Source organism: Streptomyces sp. NPDC107471 (assembly GCF_055582845.1).
Map to the genome: position 1 here is coordinate 26,357 of NZ_JBVJPC010000011.1, position 18,454 is coordinate 44,810.

The 18,454-nt window shown below is 71.8% G+C and carries 2 protein-coding genes; both read right to left on the bottom strand.

All coding sequences use genetic code 11. The features are described from left to right. Nucleotides 1-106: 106 nt before the first annotated feature. Nucleotides 107-3,157 (bottom strand): hypothetical protein, encoded by a 3,051-nt coding sequence (locus tag ACZ66S_RS32030; protein WP_469905053.1) that lies wholly within the window; start codon nucleotides 3,155-3,157, stop codon nucleotides 107-109. Between the two features lie 263 nt (nucleotides 3,158-3,420). Then, entirely contained in the window at nucleotides 3,421-18,411 is a 14,991-nt protein-coding gene (locus tag ACZ66S_RS32035; protein ID WP_469905054.1) for a hypothetical protein, read from the bottom strand. Nucleotides 18,412-18,454 lie beyond the last annotated feature (43 nt).

Here is an 18,454-nt window from a genome sequence, read left to right on the forward strand (position 1 = left end):
CGCTTCCGACTGCCCTACGGCCCGCGAGTTGCCCGGCGCTCCGGACGCGGCCGACGGCGTCTCACCGGCCGGATCGGTCCGACGAGTCATACGACTCCCCCTCGTGTCAGTGGTTCGCGGTGGTTTCCGACTTCGCGGCGCCGAAGGGCCCGGAGCAGCGCTTCGGCCACTGATCGGCGCTCGCCGGGGCGGAGCGTCCGCGCACGGCCTCGTCCAGCCGGGCGAGTGCGGCGCGGTCACCTTCGGGGTCGGGTCGGACCGGCCCGTGCGGGCCGGGCAGTTCACGCAGGAAGATCTGCCGGGCGGTGTCCTGTCCGGCTCGGCGGACGTCCAGAACCCTGAAAAGGGCCCCCGGGGGGAACACCACTTCCTCCGGCCCCTCGCCGGGGTCCGAGACCTGCCGTACCCGGCGTGCGCCGACGGACCAGACGACGTAACTGGCGCCCGTCGTCATCGACGGACGGACCGGGTCGAGCGGGGTGGCGCTCACCGGGGCGGCGTCGCGCAGCAGTGTCCCGGGGCGCGGTACGTCGCTCTCGGAGACGACTCCGGTGGAGCGCAGCACCACCCCTCGGTACGAGGGCAGTCGGTTCAGCGCCGATGCCAGACACGCCAAGTACGGGAGGAGACCTCCGTCGTGACCGTGCAGCGCGCCGGTCAATGCCTGGTGGCTCAACGGCCCCTCGGTGTCGTGCAGATACAGCCGCAGCGCTATCAGGTCGGCGCGCGCGGCCTCCTGCTCCTTGCCGCGCAGGGCGGGCATCCGGGCGAGGGCTCTGGCGACGGCGGTACCGTGCCGGTCCCACTCGGCGTCCGCCAGCGTACGGAAGACGGTGCGTTCGTCTTCGGTGCTGCGGTGACCTGGGCTGAAGGGGACCGGGGGGAGAGGAGCGCTCTGCGGCGGCGAGGCGTGAGGGACGCGGGGCGCTTCGGTGGCGGAGGCCTCCGGGCCTGTCTCGGCAGCCAGCAACGGAGACGGAGAGGGGGTCGGGGGCGGAGGCGATGCGTCGGAGCGCTCGCCACCGGCGACGGGTTCAGGTAAGGAACTGGTCGTGACGAGGCCACGCGGGGCGGCGGGCACAGGGCCGGGGTCGTCGGCTTCGGGGCCGGACGGCTCGGCAACGGCGGGCCGGGACTCTTCGGCGGCCGGAGCGTCGGGCTCGCTGCCGGCTTGGACGGGCGCGCTGCCGACGTCGGCGGTCTTCGGGGCCTTCGGCTCTTCCGAAGGGCTGTCCGATGCGGCCGCGGCTTCAGCCTCCGCCGCGGCTTCAGCCTCAACTTCGGCCTCCGCGCGTCGCACTGTCTCGATGATCGACACGCGCTCGGGCAGAGCCCTCTCAGTAGCGGCAGGCACATTCGACCTGGACGCACGTGTCATCGGCGCGTCCGGCCCCGGCACGTCCCGCTTCGGCGCATGTGAGTCGGGCGAGCCCGTGCCAACCGCGGCCCCGCTGGCCGCCCCCGCGACCGCGGCGCCCTCGGATGCCACCCCCTCCCCCGCTGAACCGATCGAGCGGGGCCGCTCGCCCGTCTGCGCCCCCGTGATCTTCCGGGGCGAGCGCGTCGGCGCGGCGCCTGCCGTGGCCGTAGCAGCCGCGCTCTGGCCCAGCTCCAGGGACGGCGCGGGCGCCGAGGCCGGAGTCGGGTGCTCGGTGCGGCCCGGCTCGGACGTCGTGCGCGGCCTGCTGCTCGCCTGCGACGGTTGCGTCTTCTCCCGTGGCGTGGGTGCCGGAGCACTGAACGAGGCGAATCGAATGGTCCGCAGGCCATGGTGTGCCGCGAGACGGCGCAGCTCGCGACCGCCGTCGTGGGGGTTTCCGTGCACATGCAGGGTCACGCTCGCGCGCAGCGCGGGTCGTAGGCCGGCGAGCAGGCGCGACAGCGCCGGCCACAGGGAGGTGTCGAGGCGCTCGCCCGGCAGACCGATCTCGATCGTCGGGCCGGACGGGCTCACCTGGCGGGCCGTGTGGGACAGGCCGGGGCCGTCGAGCGGGCCGACCCACAGACCGGCTCTGGTGACCGTGGCCTGCCAATGATCGGACAGTGCGACCACGCCGTCCGCGGGCTGGGGGGCGCCGGGCAACGGCGTCGTCCAGCGCAGCAGTCCGGGAGCGGGAGCCTGTGCGGCGCCCCGGGCCGGCCGGCACACAACGGCGTCGACGAAGGGCAGCCAGCGCGGAGCCTGGTCTGCCCCGACAAGGACCGACTGCGCGGAGTACGTCCCCAGCGGACTTCCGGCGGCGATGAGCGGCAGCCCGGTCATCAACTCCAGGTCCACGTCGAGTCGGTCGGCGACGGCCTGAGCCAGGGACAGCAGGTCGCGACGGCCACCGGGCGCGAGGCGTACGACGGCTCTGACCTGTTCCGGAAGGGCGGCGAGCACGTCGGCGACGTCGTCCGCCAGAACATCCTCGCCGTAGGGAACGCCCACCACAACCGCGAGTCGCCCGGGAGAGACCGGCACGGAGTGGTAGAGGTCGCCCGGCCTGGTCGGAGCCGCCTCGGCGGGCCGGATGAGCACTCCCGCCGGGATCTGTTCGACGACACAGCCGCCGGCCGTGCGCGCGGGTAATGCACGCAGGGCACTCTGCCAGGACGGGGCGGGGCAGCGCGGGCCCAGGGGCTTGGGGTGCGCCTGCGGGGCGAAGCGCCACCAGCCGCCGTCCGTCGCCGAGCCGAGCGGCATGGGCACGAACAGCGTCCCGCCCGGCACGAGCAGGGGCGGTCCGGCCGGGGCCTCGACCTTCAAGCCCCACGCGTCCGCGATCCGCCGTGCTGTGGCGGGCCGTTCCGCGCTGTCCTGGCCGGCCCCGGCCATGGCCAGCCGTACGGTCTCGGTGCCCGAGTCGCTGAGGGTGTCGAGCAGTTGACTCAGCCGGGGCCAGAAGGAATCGGCCGCCACGCTCTCGGTGCCCGCGATCAACGTCACTGTTCCGTCGTCCGAGCGTTGGCCCCGGGCCAGGTCACCGACGTCGGCCGGGCTCAGCGAGTCGTCCGAGGGGGAACGCAGGAGGAGCAGGCCGTCGTAGTCCTCCACCAGCACCTGATCCGCCGCGCCCGCCGCGCCGGGTCGGGGCTCGGAGCCCGCCGGCCCTGCGCCACCCGTCCCTGTCTGCCTGTCGCCACGGCGTTTGCCGAAGCCGCTCCAGCGCGTCATGCCGCACCACTGGCGATCAGCGCCATGGCCACTGAGTCGGGACCGTTGTCGTGCTCGGTCACCGGCACATCCTCCAGGACAAGACGCGATCCATCCCCTCGGCCTCTACAGCCTCTGCGAACACATTGGCTTCGATCGAACAGTCTGCGGTTGCTTCCACAACCATGCTGTTTTTGATGGTTACTTGACGGTGAACACCCGGTGCACTGTCGGCGCCAAGCGGCCATCCGCGTATCCGTCGGAGCGTCAAAATGGCGCCCCCATCAGCGAGTTGAGGCCACGGCGGGACGATAGACGCCCCCGACCCGGGCCAGGACGATAGCAGTGCCGCCTATGGGTCCGAACATGCGTACCCCACCTTCCGGTTCGATGATGATCAGTCGCACTCCCAGCTCCTCCGCGATCAGTTCGGCGACGGTCTCGGTGACAGGACCGCTGTGCGCGAGCTGCCTCAGCAGCCGGTAGCGCTGCGGCAGGGTGAGGTCGACCTCCGCCACGGGGAGTGTGGTGCCTCCGAGTTCGACGAAGACACTCTGCTCCGCGTTGAGGGTGACACCGGCTCGCGTGAGGTCCTCCGTGGACAACTCCCGGAGCTCACCGTGCCAGTCGGCTCGAGCGAGCAGCGGTGCCCTGTCCGCCGCGTCGGGGGCGGCGAGACGCTGCTCGGCCCACTGATGGAGTGCGTCGGGGCCGTCCTCGGCCGTGAGTGAGGCGATCAGCGCGCCGTCTCCCCGCGTCGGGTGCGGCAGGCCGGACCGCAGGGCGTGGATCAGCGCCTCGGTGAACCGGTCGCCGCTTCCGGCTACTTCGTGCATCTGGAGTTGTGTCCCGTCGAGGGTGAGCACGCCCTCGACGCCCCAGACGGGTGTCGGTGGCGCGGTGGCCCGGGTCTCGTCGGCGGCGCGAGTGTGTTCTGTCGTCTCCTCCGACACGGGCCGGACGTCGGACGTCCCGTCCAGTGCGCCGGTGTCCTGCGCGGCCGACCGCAGGCGCGCCAGGGTCGATGCCGTCAGTCCGCCCGTCAGGCGCCGCGCGTCTGCCTCGTCGGCGCCGTGTCGGCGCAGGAGGTCCGCGAGCCGGTCGCGTGTCGTGCGGTCCTCCGCGGACAGGGCGGGCGGCGGGGTGAGTTCGTCGTGCGGTCGCGGCCGTGGGTCCGGTGAACCGACCGAGGGGTCCGCGGGGACCGGGACGAGGGCCTCGTAGTGGTCACGGCCGTTGTAGTGGACGTACACGGTGGGGCCGGTGGCGTCCGGGGCGAGATCCATGACCGTATGGCCCCCGTTCCCGCCCGGCTGGACGAGGACGAGCCGCACCCCCAGCCAGCCGGCCAGCAGCACGGGCGCGTCGTCGTAGAACGGGGTGTGCCACAGCGCCGGGGACTCCAGGGCGCGGGTGACGAGATCGCCGTATCCGGTCGTGGTGAACGCATGCAGGGACGCCGGGATGTGGGCCCTGGCCTCCGCGGGCAGGGCCGCGCGGATCCGCTGCCAGACCGCGGCCGCCCGTGAGCCGCCCGCGGGTGCGCGCAGCAGGGTCAGCACCTCGGCGCGCAGGGTGTCGGCCTGGGCCCGCTCGGTCAGGTGGCGGGTGCGGGCCGGGTCCGCGTGCCAGGGGTCGGTGGTGGTGGGCGGCAGGAGCTGGTCGACGGCCCCGGCCGGGAAGCCGGAGAGCAGTTCGCGTTCCCGCTGGTCGGCTGCGAGGGCTTGCAGGTCGGCCTTGCGCTGGTCCTGGGCGAGTTGCCGGGTGATCCGGGTTCTCTGCTCGTCGGTGAGTTGGGGGGCCGCGCTGAGGCCCAGCAGGTCTTGAAGGTCGGCGAGGGTGGGGAACAGGTCCGCCAGCAGCGTTTCCAGGGGGTCCTGGGCTGCGTGCAGGGCTCGGACGGCAGCCGTGTCGGCGGAGTCGCCGTACCACTTGGCGAGGCCGCCGCGGAGCTCTGACAGCGCCTTGACCGGCCCCGGTGTCCGCCTGCCCGGGTGCTGGGCCGCCATGCTGTCCAGGACCGCGCGGAACAGACAGTCCCCGTCGCCCGGCACAGGTCGTACGGTGAAGGACCGGCCGTCTGCGCCGACCCGCCGCCCGGTGGGCCGTGGCGGGGCGGGCGGCGCGGGCGGAGAGACGGATGCCGGCTCGGGCTCGGTCTGTGGCTTGTTCTCCCCCTCGCCCTTCGGCGGCGCCGGGGTTCCGTCCGTCGTCTTCCCGTCCTTGACCGGTGCGGTCAGCCCTGTGGGCCGGGCCACCTGGTAGTGGCGGTCGGACAGGCTGAGGATCACCTGCGGGCGAGGGCGATCGGCGTCGTCGACCAAACCGCGGAGGCCGCGACGTGCCGTACCGGCCGTGTCGGCTCCGGATCGTGGAGTGCTGTCCGGGTCGAAGTCGTCGAAGCTGCCGTCGTCCCTGACGACGGTGATCCGGACGCCGAAGGTGCGCGCGGCGAGCATCGGCAGGAGGTCCGCGGCTGAGTGGTTCCAGCCCTTCTCCGACTCCGCGTCGCCGCGCCGCATGAGCTGGGCGACCGCGAGCCCCGCGCGGGCCTCGGGGCTCAGGTCGGCGGCGTGCGGGATCACGCCCAGGGCGTCGAACTCGCGGCGGGCCGGGGTGTCGCTGCCGAGCTCCAGGCCCGCGTCGCCTACTTCGGCCGCGGTGAACGTGTCGGCGTCGTCCGGGGTCACGAACGCCAGCAGGTCGATGTCGGCCGGGTCGGTCAGCCGGGCGGCCAGGCGCCGACGCAACTGGGGAATCGCGTCGGAGCTCGCGGAGTCGATGCCCGCCGCCGTGAGCAGCGTGGGGTCCGCGCCGTCCAGGCCCTGGAGGAGGGCGTGGAAGAAGCCCTCGCCCTCGCCCGGCACGTCGTTGAGGACGTAGGTCTGCCGGGTGGGTGAGGTGAGCACGGTGGCGGTGCCGTCGACGGTCCTGGTGTAGCGGGGGCGGTCCGGGCGCGGGGCCGGGGCCGGCTTCGGCGGCGCCTGGTAGGTCACGGCGGCCGGTTCCGGGTGGTCGCCGAGCTGCCGTCTGCCGTCCTCCGTGGCCGCCAGCCGGTGCCAGCGGGTGAGCTGGTCGGCCTCCGCACGTACCCGGTGGTACTCGGCCGCCGCGGTGTCCGCGAGGGCTCGTAGGTCGTCCAGTTCCCGGCGTCGGGTGTCGAACGCCTCGCGGGCCGCCCGCAGGCGTTCGGCTGCCGCGGCTTCGGCGCGAGCGGGTCCGTCGAGCCGGCGGGCCGCCGCCGTCTGCCGGGTCCGGGCGGCGTCGAGCCGTCGCTCTGCCGCTTCGCGCAGGGAGTCGGCGGTCCTGCGGGCCCGGGCGGGGTCGGCGGTCGGAGTGAGCGTCGTGGTCGGGTCCTGCTGCGCCTGTTCCAGCGCCGCGAGCAGACCGGCGGCCTCCGCGCGTTCGCGCCGGGCGGTCTCGACCGCGCGGTCGGCCGCCGCACGCAGTTCGTCCGCGCGGTGCCGTGCCTCGGCGAGGTCGACGGCCGCCTGCCGGAGCTGGTCGGGGTCCAGTTCGTCGCCGAGCAGCTCGACCCAGCCGGGCAGCGTGTCCAGCCTCTCCTGCGCGGCCGCGACGAGGGCCGTCCCCGTGGCGCGGTCGGCCGAGGCGGTCTCCCGCACCGTCTTCAGGCGGGCGTCGGCCTTGTCGAGCGCCTCTGCCGCCCCGGTCAGGCTCCGTGCGGTGGCACGGGCCGTGGCCGCGGTCTCCTCGGCCTCCTCCCGCGCGGTGTCGGCCGCTTCGGCGGCGTCCAGCAGTGGGTTGAGGCGGTTGCGGGCCTCCAGGGCGGCGGTCTCGGCCGTCCGCACCGCGTCCCGCAGGTGGACCGCGGTCCGGCGCTTCTTCCAGTACGCCTGGTCGGCGTCGACCCAGCCCTTGCTCGCCTTGCCGACCATGTCCCAGGACGTGCCGACGACTTCGGGGAAGTTCGTGTCCGTGATCAGCCTCAGTTGGCGGGCGATGTCCTCCCTCACCCAGGCGATGACATACGCCTCGGACTCCATCGCCTGCGGACCCGGCCGGGCGTGGCCGAACGTCCCTCGCAGGAAGTTCATGGCCTTGGCGTCCTTGAAGGTGCGGTGAACGTCACCGACACCGGTGAAGGTGGTGGGGATCGCGAACAGGAACGTCCGTCCGGTCTTCGGCTTGAGGTTTCTCGAGGTCAGGTGGTCGTCTCCGACGGGCATTCCGTCGCCGTCGAGGGCGTTGGGGCCGGGGCCGAGGAGACCGATCTGGTTGAGACCGACGCCGCTCGGCGAGTCGTACAGGAATCCGCCGCCGAAGCTGCCGCCCTGGGAATGCTCTCCGGCGGAGGAGGTGCCCGCGTTCTCGCCGTAGCGCCTGAGGACCTCCAGTTTCTTGCCGTCGGCGACGGTCAGCAGCAGTGCGCGGCTGAAGTCCGGTGCGGAGTGCAGTGCGAGTTCGCCGGTGTCGGTGCCCAGGAAGGACTTCTCGGTCAGGCCCGCGATCTGGTAGCCCCCGGGTTCGAGGGTGCGCGGGTAGAACGACGTGACCGCCATGTGGCTGGTGCCGTCCTCCAGTGCCTGCGCGGAACCGGTGCCGAGCCGGGTCAGGCCCGTGGTCCGGGTCCTGCGCAGCAGTTCCGTCAGGGTGGCGGCGTCGGGGCCGTCCGGGGACTTGAGGGCCTGGAGGGAGAAGCCGGGATCATAGGAGCGGGTGAGCAGCAGGTCGTTCGCCGTACGGACGTTGTCGACCCCGATGACGGCCCGGGGGTGGAAGCCGTTCTCCGGGAAGGTGAACGGCCGTCGGACGCCGTCGCCGTGCACGACGGTCAGTTCCCGTCCGACCGGCGGGATCGGGGTCGGCCTGGGAGCCCTGGCCAGGGCGGGGTCGTTCCTGGGATCGGGCGCGGGCAGCGTCCGGCGCGGGGCGGGCTCGGCGGCGTCGGGCTGGTCTGTGCCGGCCGCGGGCCGCTCCGGGGGTGTCGGCTCCATCAGGCTCAGCGGGACATGCTCGCGCAGGCCGCCGACGCTGTGTTCCGCGACGATGCGGTGCCTGCCGCGGAAGCGGTCCATGGCGCTGCTCGTGCCCTCGTCCGCCGTCCGGCCCGAGGGGGCACCCGAGTTGGGGGTGTCGTCCGCCTCCAGGGTGATGCGCATCGTGTACGGCGTGACGATCTCCGCGTGCGGTTCGGTGGAGGCCGCCCGGTAGATCGTGACGGTGGTGGTCGTATGACTCGACGCCACCGTCTGCTTGTGGGAGCCGCCTTCGGTGTACGAGGGTCCCGCGGCGGCGACCGACGCGTTTCCGGTGTGCGCCAACTGGCTTGTCTGGAGGGTGAGGTCGGCACCTGAGGAGGCCTCCGAGCTCTTCTGGACCGCCTCGATGGCCCGCCTGTTCTCCTCCATCTCCACGCTGTGGTCCAGTCCGTGGAACTCCGGTGTCCCGGCGATCAGTTCGACCCGTACCCGGACCCATCGGGTGCCGATGCGTACGCTGCCCCAGCCGGAGCCCTTGACCGAGACCATGGCCGACGGGCCGGTGGTCGTCATCTCCCCTCGCAGGGCGCGGGTGGCGCGAGCCGTCACGAGCTGGCGGATCTTCTCCCGGCTCGGCTCGTCCAGCCCGAGTCCGTCGATCCGCTGCTCGAAGGCGAGCAGCGCGTCGGTGGGGTCGAGCGCATTCACCACGTACGTCCCGAACGGCGCGCCGAGCAGCCACGGTTGAGGCGACCAGAGATGCTTGGTGTACCGGGGAATCTCACCGAGTCCGTCGTCGATGAGGCCCATCCGGTAGGCGCTCTTCTCCGGCAGATGGGCCAACAGACCGGCGGGGGTGGTCACTTCCGTACCCGCCGTTCCCGCCAGGCCCGACGGGACGAGCGCGCTGCCCGCGGCGGCCCGCCCGAGCCGGCCCGTGCCGAGCCGGCTGGTGGTCAGCGCGAACCAGTGCTCCACGTCGCCGGCGACCAGCATCTGGCGGGTGAACCCCTTGCGGTTCATGTCGGCGACGACGGTGCGCACCACGTTGAGGCCGCGGGTGCGGGAGCGTGAGACGGGGTTGGCGACGAGGCCGTAGACGCTCATGAGCCCGCGGCCGGGGTCGGACACGGAGTTGTAGCCCAACTGACCGCCGAAGACGAAGGTGGTGGTGTTGCTGACCTTGCCGGATGCCTGGCGGGTGCCGCCGAGGATCATCTCGGTGTCCATCGGCATCGATCCGGTGAGCAGGATCAAGCCGCTCACCGTGGTCGCGTACCGGAAGGTCCCCCACAGTTCGGCGGCGGGGCCCTTGCCGAGCAGGCCGCTGCCCGTCAGACCGAGCGGGCCGGAACTCTGGTCGAAGTGGGCCGTCAGGTACTGCGGTGTGAACGTCCGGGTGATCGCCTCCCGGGTGGGGGCGCCCTCCTTGACGAGTTGCCACGCACTGCCCGAGGCGCCGCGCAGGACCCTGTTCGCCTCCGCGACGAGCTGGGGTGACACCACCACGTTCACCGTCACGAACGGTTGCTCGCGCAGTTGGCGGAACTGATCCGTGCCACGCGCCGACAGCCGTGCCGTCCCCGGATCGCCGCCGTGGCCGTCGGACAGCATGAGGTCGCCCTTGGCCAGGGCGAGGGCGCGCCGGGTGGTCATGGTCACCGGGTCGGGTTCGTCGGTCAGATAGGGGTTGAGTGCCCCGTCCGCGTGCGGGTCGGCCTCGGGTGTGTGCTGGACGGGGACGCTGATGAGCACCTGTCCGGTCATCGGGCCGCCGCCGCGCAGCAGCCCACCGGCCGTCCGGCCGAAGAGGATGTCGGTCGGTTCGTCGAGGACCAGCAGGCCGGGCAGTCCGAAGCCGAGGCCGCGGATCAAACCGCGGGGCCGCCAGTAGCCGCCCAGGGTCGCGGTGAGTTCGAGGTCGTAGCGGTAGAGGTGCGTGGGCTGGTTGCTCACCGACATCGGTTCGTTGGTGACGGTCGATCCGAACCCGGTCTCCACCTCCCGCTGCCATCCCTGGCGTGCGCCGGCGGTCAGTCCGAGGGTGTTGCGCGGCAGCCCGGCATCGTCGACGTCGTTGTCGCGCCCCGACAGGGTGCCCTCGAATCCGAGGTCGGCACCGCGCTTGGCGCTGGTCTGGCCGTCCATCCGCTCCACGCCCTGGGCGCTGAAGCGCATGCCCTCGTTGAGGTCCTTGCCCTCGTAGCGGCGCCCGGTCAGTGTGCCGTGCACCCAGACGGTGTAGTACGTCTGCCCGACGGTCCCGGGGTCGGTGAGCCGGATGCTCAGGCCCACCGTGGTCAGTGCCTCCAGGCCGGCGGTGACGCTCTGCTGGGACAGGGCACCGAGGATCTGGAGCGTGTTCTGGAGGGCCGCGTGGTACTTCGCGGGGTCCGACCACTGCGGCGGCACGGGCAGGCTGTGGGCCGCGTCGAGCAGCCGGTCGGGGTCGCGCCGCAGCATGTCGTGGAACCGGGCGCGCCAGCCCTTGGGCAGGTTGAGCTGGTCGAGGGGGACGACCAGGCCCCGACGGCGGGCGGCGACGGCGTTCACCACGTTGTCGGCGAAGGTGTCCAGCAGGGTGCGGCCCACACCGTCGGCCGTGTCGGGCAGGACGCGGGTGCGCAGGCCGTCGTCGAAGGTGAACTCCTTCACCCGGTGCATGCCCAGGGTCCGGGGGCGGTCCACGGTCAGATAGGCCGGGGCGAACGGCACGGCCCCGTGGCGAAGGACGAGCGCGGTGCCGTCGTCCCAACCGGCCAGTCGTCGCGCCTCGGCGCTGGTCATCCGGTCCAGGCTCCAGGTCAGGAACTCGGTGGGCGGCCCGCTGTCGCCCGCCCGGCGCACCCGGACCGACTTCACGACCACGTACAGCGCCGTCCTGGGGCCCTTGACCTGGCCCGCCGACTTCAGCGCACCGGAGCCGCCGAGGCCGCCCTGACGGCTGCGTGCGAAGGAGTACTGGGCGCTCGGCCCGAACTGCAGCCGCAGGTCGAACGGCGCCAGACCCGGCTCGAAGAAATTGAAGGCGGGCCCGGCAGCGGCCTGGAGGAGCACGCTCCTGCCCTGGGCCCGGCTGCGTTCGCTGCGGACCGTGGAGGTGTTGATGTCCCGCATCTCGGCCTTGTCGGTCTCCCCGAAGAGCACGGCGGTGCGGGGGATGACCTCCTCGACTACGAAGACGCCCAGGGGGGACTTCTTCTTGTCGTCGGCGAAAAGCGGCGGAGTGGTGACCCGGCCGCGCGCCATCGTGGAGCTGTGCCGCTGGAAGCTGTCCACCGAGAAGAAGGTGTCCAGTTCGTCGTAGGCGGTGCTGCCGGGCAGGGCGCCGATCAGCCCGGCAGCCCAGTCCCGGATCACCGCGACCGGCCCGTAGCCCTCGACCCGGACGAAGCGGTACTGGGAGTTGCGGTCGAGCTGGATCGACCGCGGGATGCGGCCGGGCCTGGACACCTTGGTGACGCTGTCTGGGAGCCGCACCTGAAGACCGTTGCGGACAGCGAACTCGAAGCGGGCCGGGACGAGTTCGGCCACCTCGGCAACCGTGGCGGCGGCCTCGGCCTCATCACGGGAGGCGGGGTCCGTGTCGTGATCGCTGCCGCTCCGGGTGTCGATGTCGGTGATGACCCGGCCGGTGGCATCGGTGACCCATATCTCGTAATGGAGATCGTCCAGATAGGTCCGGGAGTCGTCGAGGGTGCGCGTCTCCATCTGGTTCTGGCGCTGATCCGTCAGCGTGTAGCCGACCTTGTTGATGAAGCCGAACCGGAAGGCCAGACGGCCGTAGCCACCGAAGGCCGCGGCACCGAGCGGGCCGAGCGGTCCACCCACCCCGTACTGGGAGTTGGCCTGCATGTTCTTGGTGAACCCGAAGACCGCGGCCGCCCGATGCATACTGTCGATCTTCGAGGCGTGACCGATGCCGTCGTCGTACGGCGACCAGTTGCCGTGATGGCGGGCCCTGATGTGCAGGATCCGCACCTTGCCGTCCTGGTTCCGGTAGGGAACAGGACGCCCGCGGTCCGTGAGGCTCTTCGGCTTCTCCGTCAGCAACTGCGTTATCTCGGACGACAGTTGGTCCTGGTCACTGGGTCGCGCGTCGGGTCGGCTCTCGAGTTCGGCTCGGATCCGGTCCACCACCTGGTCGATCCCGCGCAGGACGACCGTGCTCTGGCCGAACGTGGTCGGGTTGTCCAGGAGTTGGCGGCGCTCGGCGTCGGTCAGGTCCTCGGGGAGCAGCGCTTGGAGATCGTCGACGTACGCGGGCATGGTGCGGCCGTCGTCGAACCGGGCCGGAGTACGCCGACCGGCGGGCGGGGCCGTCATCGAGGGGTCCAGGACGGGGTCGTTGCCGATGCCGTCCGTCTTCGGCGCCGGCGGGTCGGGCGTCTCCTCGGTGGGCTGGTCCAGGGGCAGTTGGACGGCCTGCGTTGCCGTGCCGCCCTCCGGGGTGAGGTACACCCCGGAGGTCCGGTTCGCCACCAGGGTGTACGGCGCGGTGTCGGGGTCGAGTTCGCCCAGTACGGCGTGTAGGACGTCGATGTTCTCGACGCGGCCGATCCAGCCGCTGTCACCGCGCAGATAGGCGCCCGACGGCAGGTGGACGAAGTCGTCGCCGAAGCCGACCCAGCCCTCGGCGTCCAGTTCCTCTCCGTCGGGCAGCCGCACGCGGCCCGTGTCGCTGACCTCGTACCCAGGGGGCGCGGCTGCGGACGAGCCGGAGCGGACCGATGCGGAGTCGGTGGGGGCGGAGGGGTCGGAGGGTTCGCGCAGGGTGACCGGGAACCACGTCTCCTGCGGGGTGTTCTTGCCCTTGCCCTCGGGCAGGGGCACGTTCTCGACGGGTACGCGAGTCGGGCCGGGCTCGCCTTCCGCGGCGCGCCGGGGGGACATCAGGGTCACGGACCGTCCCACCGGCCAGCGTGACGCGAGCGGGTCGACTCCGTTGTCCCGGGATCCACCTCGCAGTCCGCCGCGCTGCCGGCCGCCCGATCCGGCGTTCGGGTCGAAGGCCATCGAGGGCAGGAGGAGTGGCGCCTCGGCGGCGGGGGCGCGGGGCGCGGGCGCGGTCCTGGTGGCGGGGGCGGGGGCGCTCGGGTTGAACACCGTCTGTGGCAGGAGGGGCGGGGCGGCGGAGGGGGAATCGGAGTCGTCGTCGGAGTCCGATTCATCGCCGGAGTCGGACTCGTTCTCTGACTCCTCCTCTGGTTCCTCCTCGGACTCGTCTTCGGACTCGTCGTCGGAGTCCGAGGTGTGACCGGGGTCCGCCGTGGCCTCAGCCGTCTCCGGCTGCGCCTGGTCGTCGTCGAGTTCGGGAAGGTTCTGGCGGACGACGTCCATGTCGAGCGGGTTCCCGTCGGCCGGGATGGTCGCCACGGACTCGACAGTCGCAAGGACGTGCGCGTCGAACAGGTCGTCCTCGGGGCCGAGTTCGTAGACCCGGGAGACGTACTCGGAGATCGCGTCGGGCCCGGGCAGCTCGGGGAATTGGATGCCGGCCGTGTCGCGCAGACGCTGGAACGCCCCCAGCCATCGGGCCTGTCCGGCCGGGTCGTCGCCCGGTATCCCGTCGCCGAACATCGCCCGGGCGGTCCGTACCGTGTCGACCACCCGGCGGCGCAGGTCACCCGGCGAGTCGCCCGTGAGGCCCATGTCCTGGGCCAGGCCGTCGAGCAGCCGGACGTCGCGCGGACCGCCGAACTGGTTGAAGCCGTCCCAGCGCGCCGCGCGCAGGTGCTGGTCGAACAGGGCCATGCCGTCCTTGAGATGGGCGACGATCTCCGGGACCGAGAACCCGCCGAGGAACAGCGAGTGCGAGTTCATCAGCACGGCGGGCCGGAAGCCCTGCTCCAGCAGGAACTTCTGCATCAGCGTGTGGACGTTGACGCGGCTGTTGGCGTCCGTGAAGGGCTGGAGGATCTGGAGGGCACGTGTCACCCGCGCGATGGCGCGCAGCTTGTCGTCGGGGCCGACCGCTACGGCCACCTCGTCGTAGTACCGGTCCAGCAGTTCCTGCACCGCGGCGCGGGCGTCCTCGACGGTGTAGTTGCTGGACACCCTGCCACCCAGCCAGAAGACCATCAACGGCCGGGGCCCGCCCGGCCGTTGTGCGTTGAAGTCGACGAGCAGGGGCCGGCCCAGGACGGTTTCCTCACCGACGTCGTCGGCGAGGCGTTCGACGCCCGTCCCTCGATGGGTGACCATCGCGGAGCGCGACCAGGTGGTCGACCTGTTCTGGCCGCCGTCCGTGAGGTGGCGGGTCGCGAGGTCGTGCATCTCTTCGTACGCGTGCACGTCGATGCGCGACCAGTCGCGGTCACCGCTGCCGCCGTCGAGGACCTCGGCGTACAGCTCCGTCATGCCCTTGCGGTAGCCCGGGTACTTGGTGCGGTCCAGGTGGCCGCCGATGTCCTCGGGCTTGGGCGCGAAGATCTCGTCGTGGACGTTCGGGTCGATGAACAGCCGCCACCAGGAGCCCTGGAGCAGCAGGTCCGACAGGCGCGGTACCACCGAGCGCGGCGGCCGTCCGGACGTACCGCCCTCGTAGAACTCACGGACACGCTCGCTGGGGAACCGGCCGCCGACGGCGACGTTGTCGCGCAACTCCTGCTCGCTGAGGGGTTCCAGGCTGTTGTAGCGCTCCCAGGAGTCGTCGTACGCGAAGAAGTCCAGGTCGTGGCGCTCCGGATGGGCCTCCTCCGAGGCCCACAGCTCGGTGGCCGTGAGGACTTCGTGCAGCGAGTGGTGACGGTTGGCGAGCAGGGTGCCGAGGAGCGCCAGCCGCATCAGTCCGAGGTCGAGGCCCGCGTCCCACTGCTTGTTGGCCGCCTCGACGGCGTTGAGCCAGAAGTAGGCGGTGCCGGACAGGCCGGTCATGAGCAGGGCGCCGGTGCCCTGGGCCGAGTAGTGCGGGGAGTCCTCCACGGTCAGCGGGCGCTCGTCCGTGGGCAGCGCGGCGGGCGGACGATGGGAGACGCCGGAGCGCTCCGCGCCGGTGATCCAGTCCGTGCCGTTCGCGGAGAAGTCGCGTTCGGCCTGGCTCAGCGGCGGCCGGGCGGTCTCCGGATCGCGCTCGGGCAGGCCGTCCGAGGGGGTGCCCCGCCAACGGCGGTCGGCGGCGATCACGGGCGGGTAGTTCTTCCGCGTGCCGTGGAGGGAGTCGAAGACGTGGTAGCGCAGCGCGTTCCACAGCAGCACGGTCTGCTCACGGAAGTTGCCGTTCTGCACGACCTCTTCGAGCGCGGTGAGCGACCGCCCAACCGAACCGGGAACCGAGCTGTCGAGGGAGCCGAGCATGGGCCGCATCAGCGGCGGTGTCTTCTCCCAGAGCAGGGCGACGAACCGCTTCACCTCGGCTGTGACGTGGGGATGCTCCGAGAGGAAGTCGGCGAGCCTGCTCTCGTACTGCTCCGCCTCGCTCTGGTAGCGCAGCCGCTCCAGGTCCTCGGGGCTGACCGGGGCGGGCCGGAAGTCCGACGGCGGCAAGGAGAACGCACGGTCGTCGGGCGGGATGCCGAGTGTCTCGGCGGGTATGGCGGCCACGTCGTCAGAGTCGTCAGAGTCGTCAGAGTCGTCAGAGTCGTCAGAGTCGTCGGACTGGTCGGACTCGTCGTCGGAATCCGCTTCCTCCGCCCCGGACTCCTCCTCCGACTCCGAGTCCGATTCCGATGCGTCAGCCTGCTGCACGGGCGCGGAGGACGTGGGTGGTCGCCGTGGCGGCGGGACCGCGGTCGGCTCGCCGTCGGAGTCGTTCTCGGAGTCGTCCTCCACGTCCGAATCCCCATCGGAGTCGGAGGAGTCGGACGACACGTCGTCGGAGTCCGAGCGGTCGCCACCGGGATCGGGCGGCCGCGGGCCCGGCCGGGAGGCCGAGTCCCCCGCCGTGGGCACGGCCGTCGGCGCCGCGGGCAGGCCGTCGCTCGCGCCTCCGCCCAGCCGGGCGGGCAGGTCGAGTCCGTGCCGCAGACGGTCGGCCAGGGTGGTCGCCGCGTCACGGCCACCCCCGGTCACCAGCACGTCGGCCACCTGCCGTACGGCGCTCTGGTACGACTCCAGGGCATGCCGTGAGTCGGCGAGCACCGGATGCAGCTCCAGCGGCAGCACGAGCGAGACGGCCGTGCTCCAGGCCTGTCCGGCGTTGTCCCTGACCTCGTCCGGCAGGGCGTCGGCGAAGTCGGCGTAGGCGTCCTGCCAGATGCGCCGGGTGGCGTTGGCCGCTGTCGAGTCGAGCACGGGAGACCACGGGCCCGGCTCCACCATCAGCGACTTGACCTGGTCGAGGACGGCGGGGTCGGACAGGTCGACGGAGTCACCGAGTTCGGTGGGCAGGTCGTCCACCGTGATCCGGTCGGCGATCCACTGGCGCTGCGTCTCGTCGCGCCGGACGACCGGCACGTGCTGGTTCTGCGGGTCCGGCGCGTAGGGGTCGATCCCCAACTCCCGCAGCCGTACCTCGGTTTCCGTGAGGTGGGCCTCGGCCTGCTGTACGTCGGAGGTGGCCCGCGTGAGTGCGTCGGCGTCGCGGCTGGAACCCACGCCCGTCTCGACGCGCTGCCGGATGGTGTCCGCCTTGGCGTTGGCCTCGGCGGCGGCGCGCATCGCGTCGGCGTGCTCGTCGCGGGCCTGGGTGACGACCTCCGGGGCCGGCTGGCGCGCAGGGCTGCTCGTGCCGATGCCGGGCGTGTGGGAGGGGGCCGTGGCCGTCGTCACGGGGCTCGCGGGGCTCGCGGGCGGGATGACGTCCGGGTCGGACGACGAGGTGTCCGACCACGAGGACTCCGAGTCACCGAAGCCGGTGGGCGTCCGCGTGCTGTCCTCCCCCGTCGAACCCGCGAGGTTGGGGACCGGCTTCGGCAAGGCGAGACCGGGGGCGTCACCGCTGGTCGAGGAGGTGGTGGGCAGCGGGGAGACGGGGTTGAGCACGGACTCGATGTCCGACGGAGCCGTTGACGACGTGACCGGGTGGTCCGTGAACGTGTCGGTCAGGTCCGCCCGGGACGTCGAAGTCGTCGCGCTCGACGGCGGGTCGTAGGTGCGCGAGGACGACGGGATGGACGACGTGGTGGACGTCATGGTGGACGTCGTGGGCGAGGAGGTGGGCACCGGCGTCGCGGTCGTGGGTGTCGGCGTGGGAGTGGTCGTCGAGTTCGACGTCGGGAGGTTCGACGTGAGGGACCTGGTCGACGACGGAAGCGGCCCCGGAAGCACCGCCGATGGGGGTGTCACCGTACCCGTGGAACCCGAACCACCGTATCCGCCGCTGGAGTTCACCGGACCGGACGCGGACGAGCCGCCCGCTCCCCCGCCGGACGATCCGGAGAGGTCGTTGACCTCGGTGAAGATGTGCTTGTTGTCGAAGTACTTGTTGAACGCCCACAGCCCCGCACCGCCGAGCGCGACGGAGGCGCCGAGTTCGAAGACGGCGCTGGAGCCGCTGCCGACGAACGTCTCCCACTTGAAGTCCCAGTTGCCCTCGAAGGCCCCGTTGATGACGTACTCGCCGAGTCCCTCGGCCGCGCCGGCGACGACGAAGGCGCCGACGATCTCGGGCGGGCCGTTCTTGAAGAGCTTGTAGTTCAGGTTGTTCGGGTTGAACTTGAACTTGTCGAGGACGTCGGCGTTGAAGTCCTTGAAGATCGACTTGAAGGGTTTGGCGACCCATTCGAAGACGCTGCCGAAGAGGCCGACGACCGCGCCGAACGCGGCGGCCTTGCCGACGTCGCCCCAGTCGATGCCGTCGGGCTTGCGCCGGCCGCTGTTGAGGGCGATCTGGGCCAGCCGGACCGCGAGGGTCTGAAGGGCCTCGGTGACCGCCTCGGTGAGGGTCGGCATGATGTGGGTCATCGTCAGCAGCCGGTCGATGATCATCAGGACCGCGAAACGGCTCCGGGCCCGTGCCAGGAAGATCTGCGACACGGACGCACCGCCCGTGAAGGCCATCAGCGCGGTGAGGATCGCCAGTTCGGCGATCAGCATGATGATCTCGGCGATGATCTCCCACTTGGCGCCCTGGACGTTCTGCGACAGGTCGATCTGCCGGTTCTCGAGGTCGGTGATCTGGTCGAGGACCCGCTGGACGGGGTCGTTGCCCCGGCCCTCGCCGATGAGCATGGTGAGGCCCTGGACGTACTGCTCCGCGACGGCCGGCGGCAGGGAGTCGCGGGACTTCTGGATGGTGTCGCGCGCGGTGTCCCTGAGCTTGGTCAGGTTCCTGCCGTAGTAGCTGTAGAGCTCGCGGCTGGCGTAGAGAAGGTTCTCCCTGGCCTGCAACGGCATCTCGCCGATGAGGACGAACAGCATCTTCCGGACGTCCGGCGGGAAGTTGATCTCCTCCATTCAGCAACTCCCGCCCGCTGCCAGGGCCATCGCGCTCATCCGT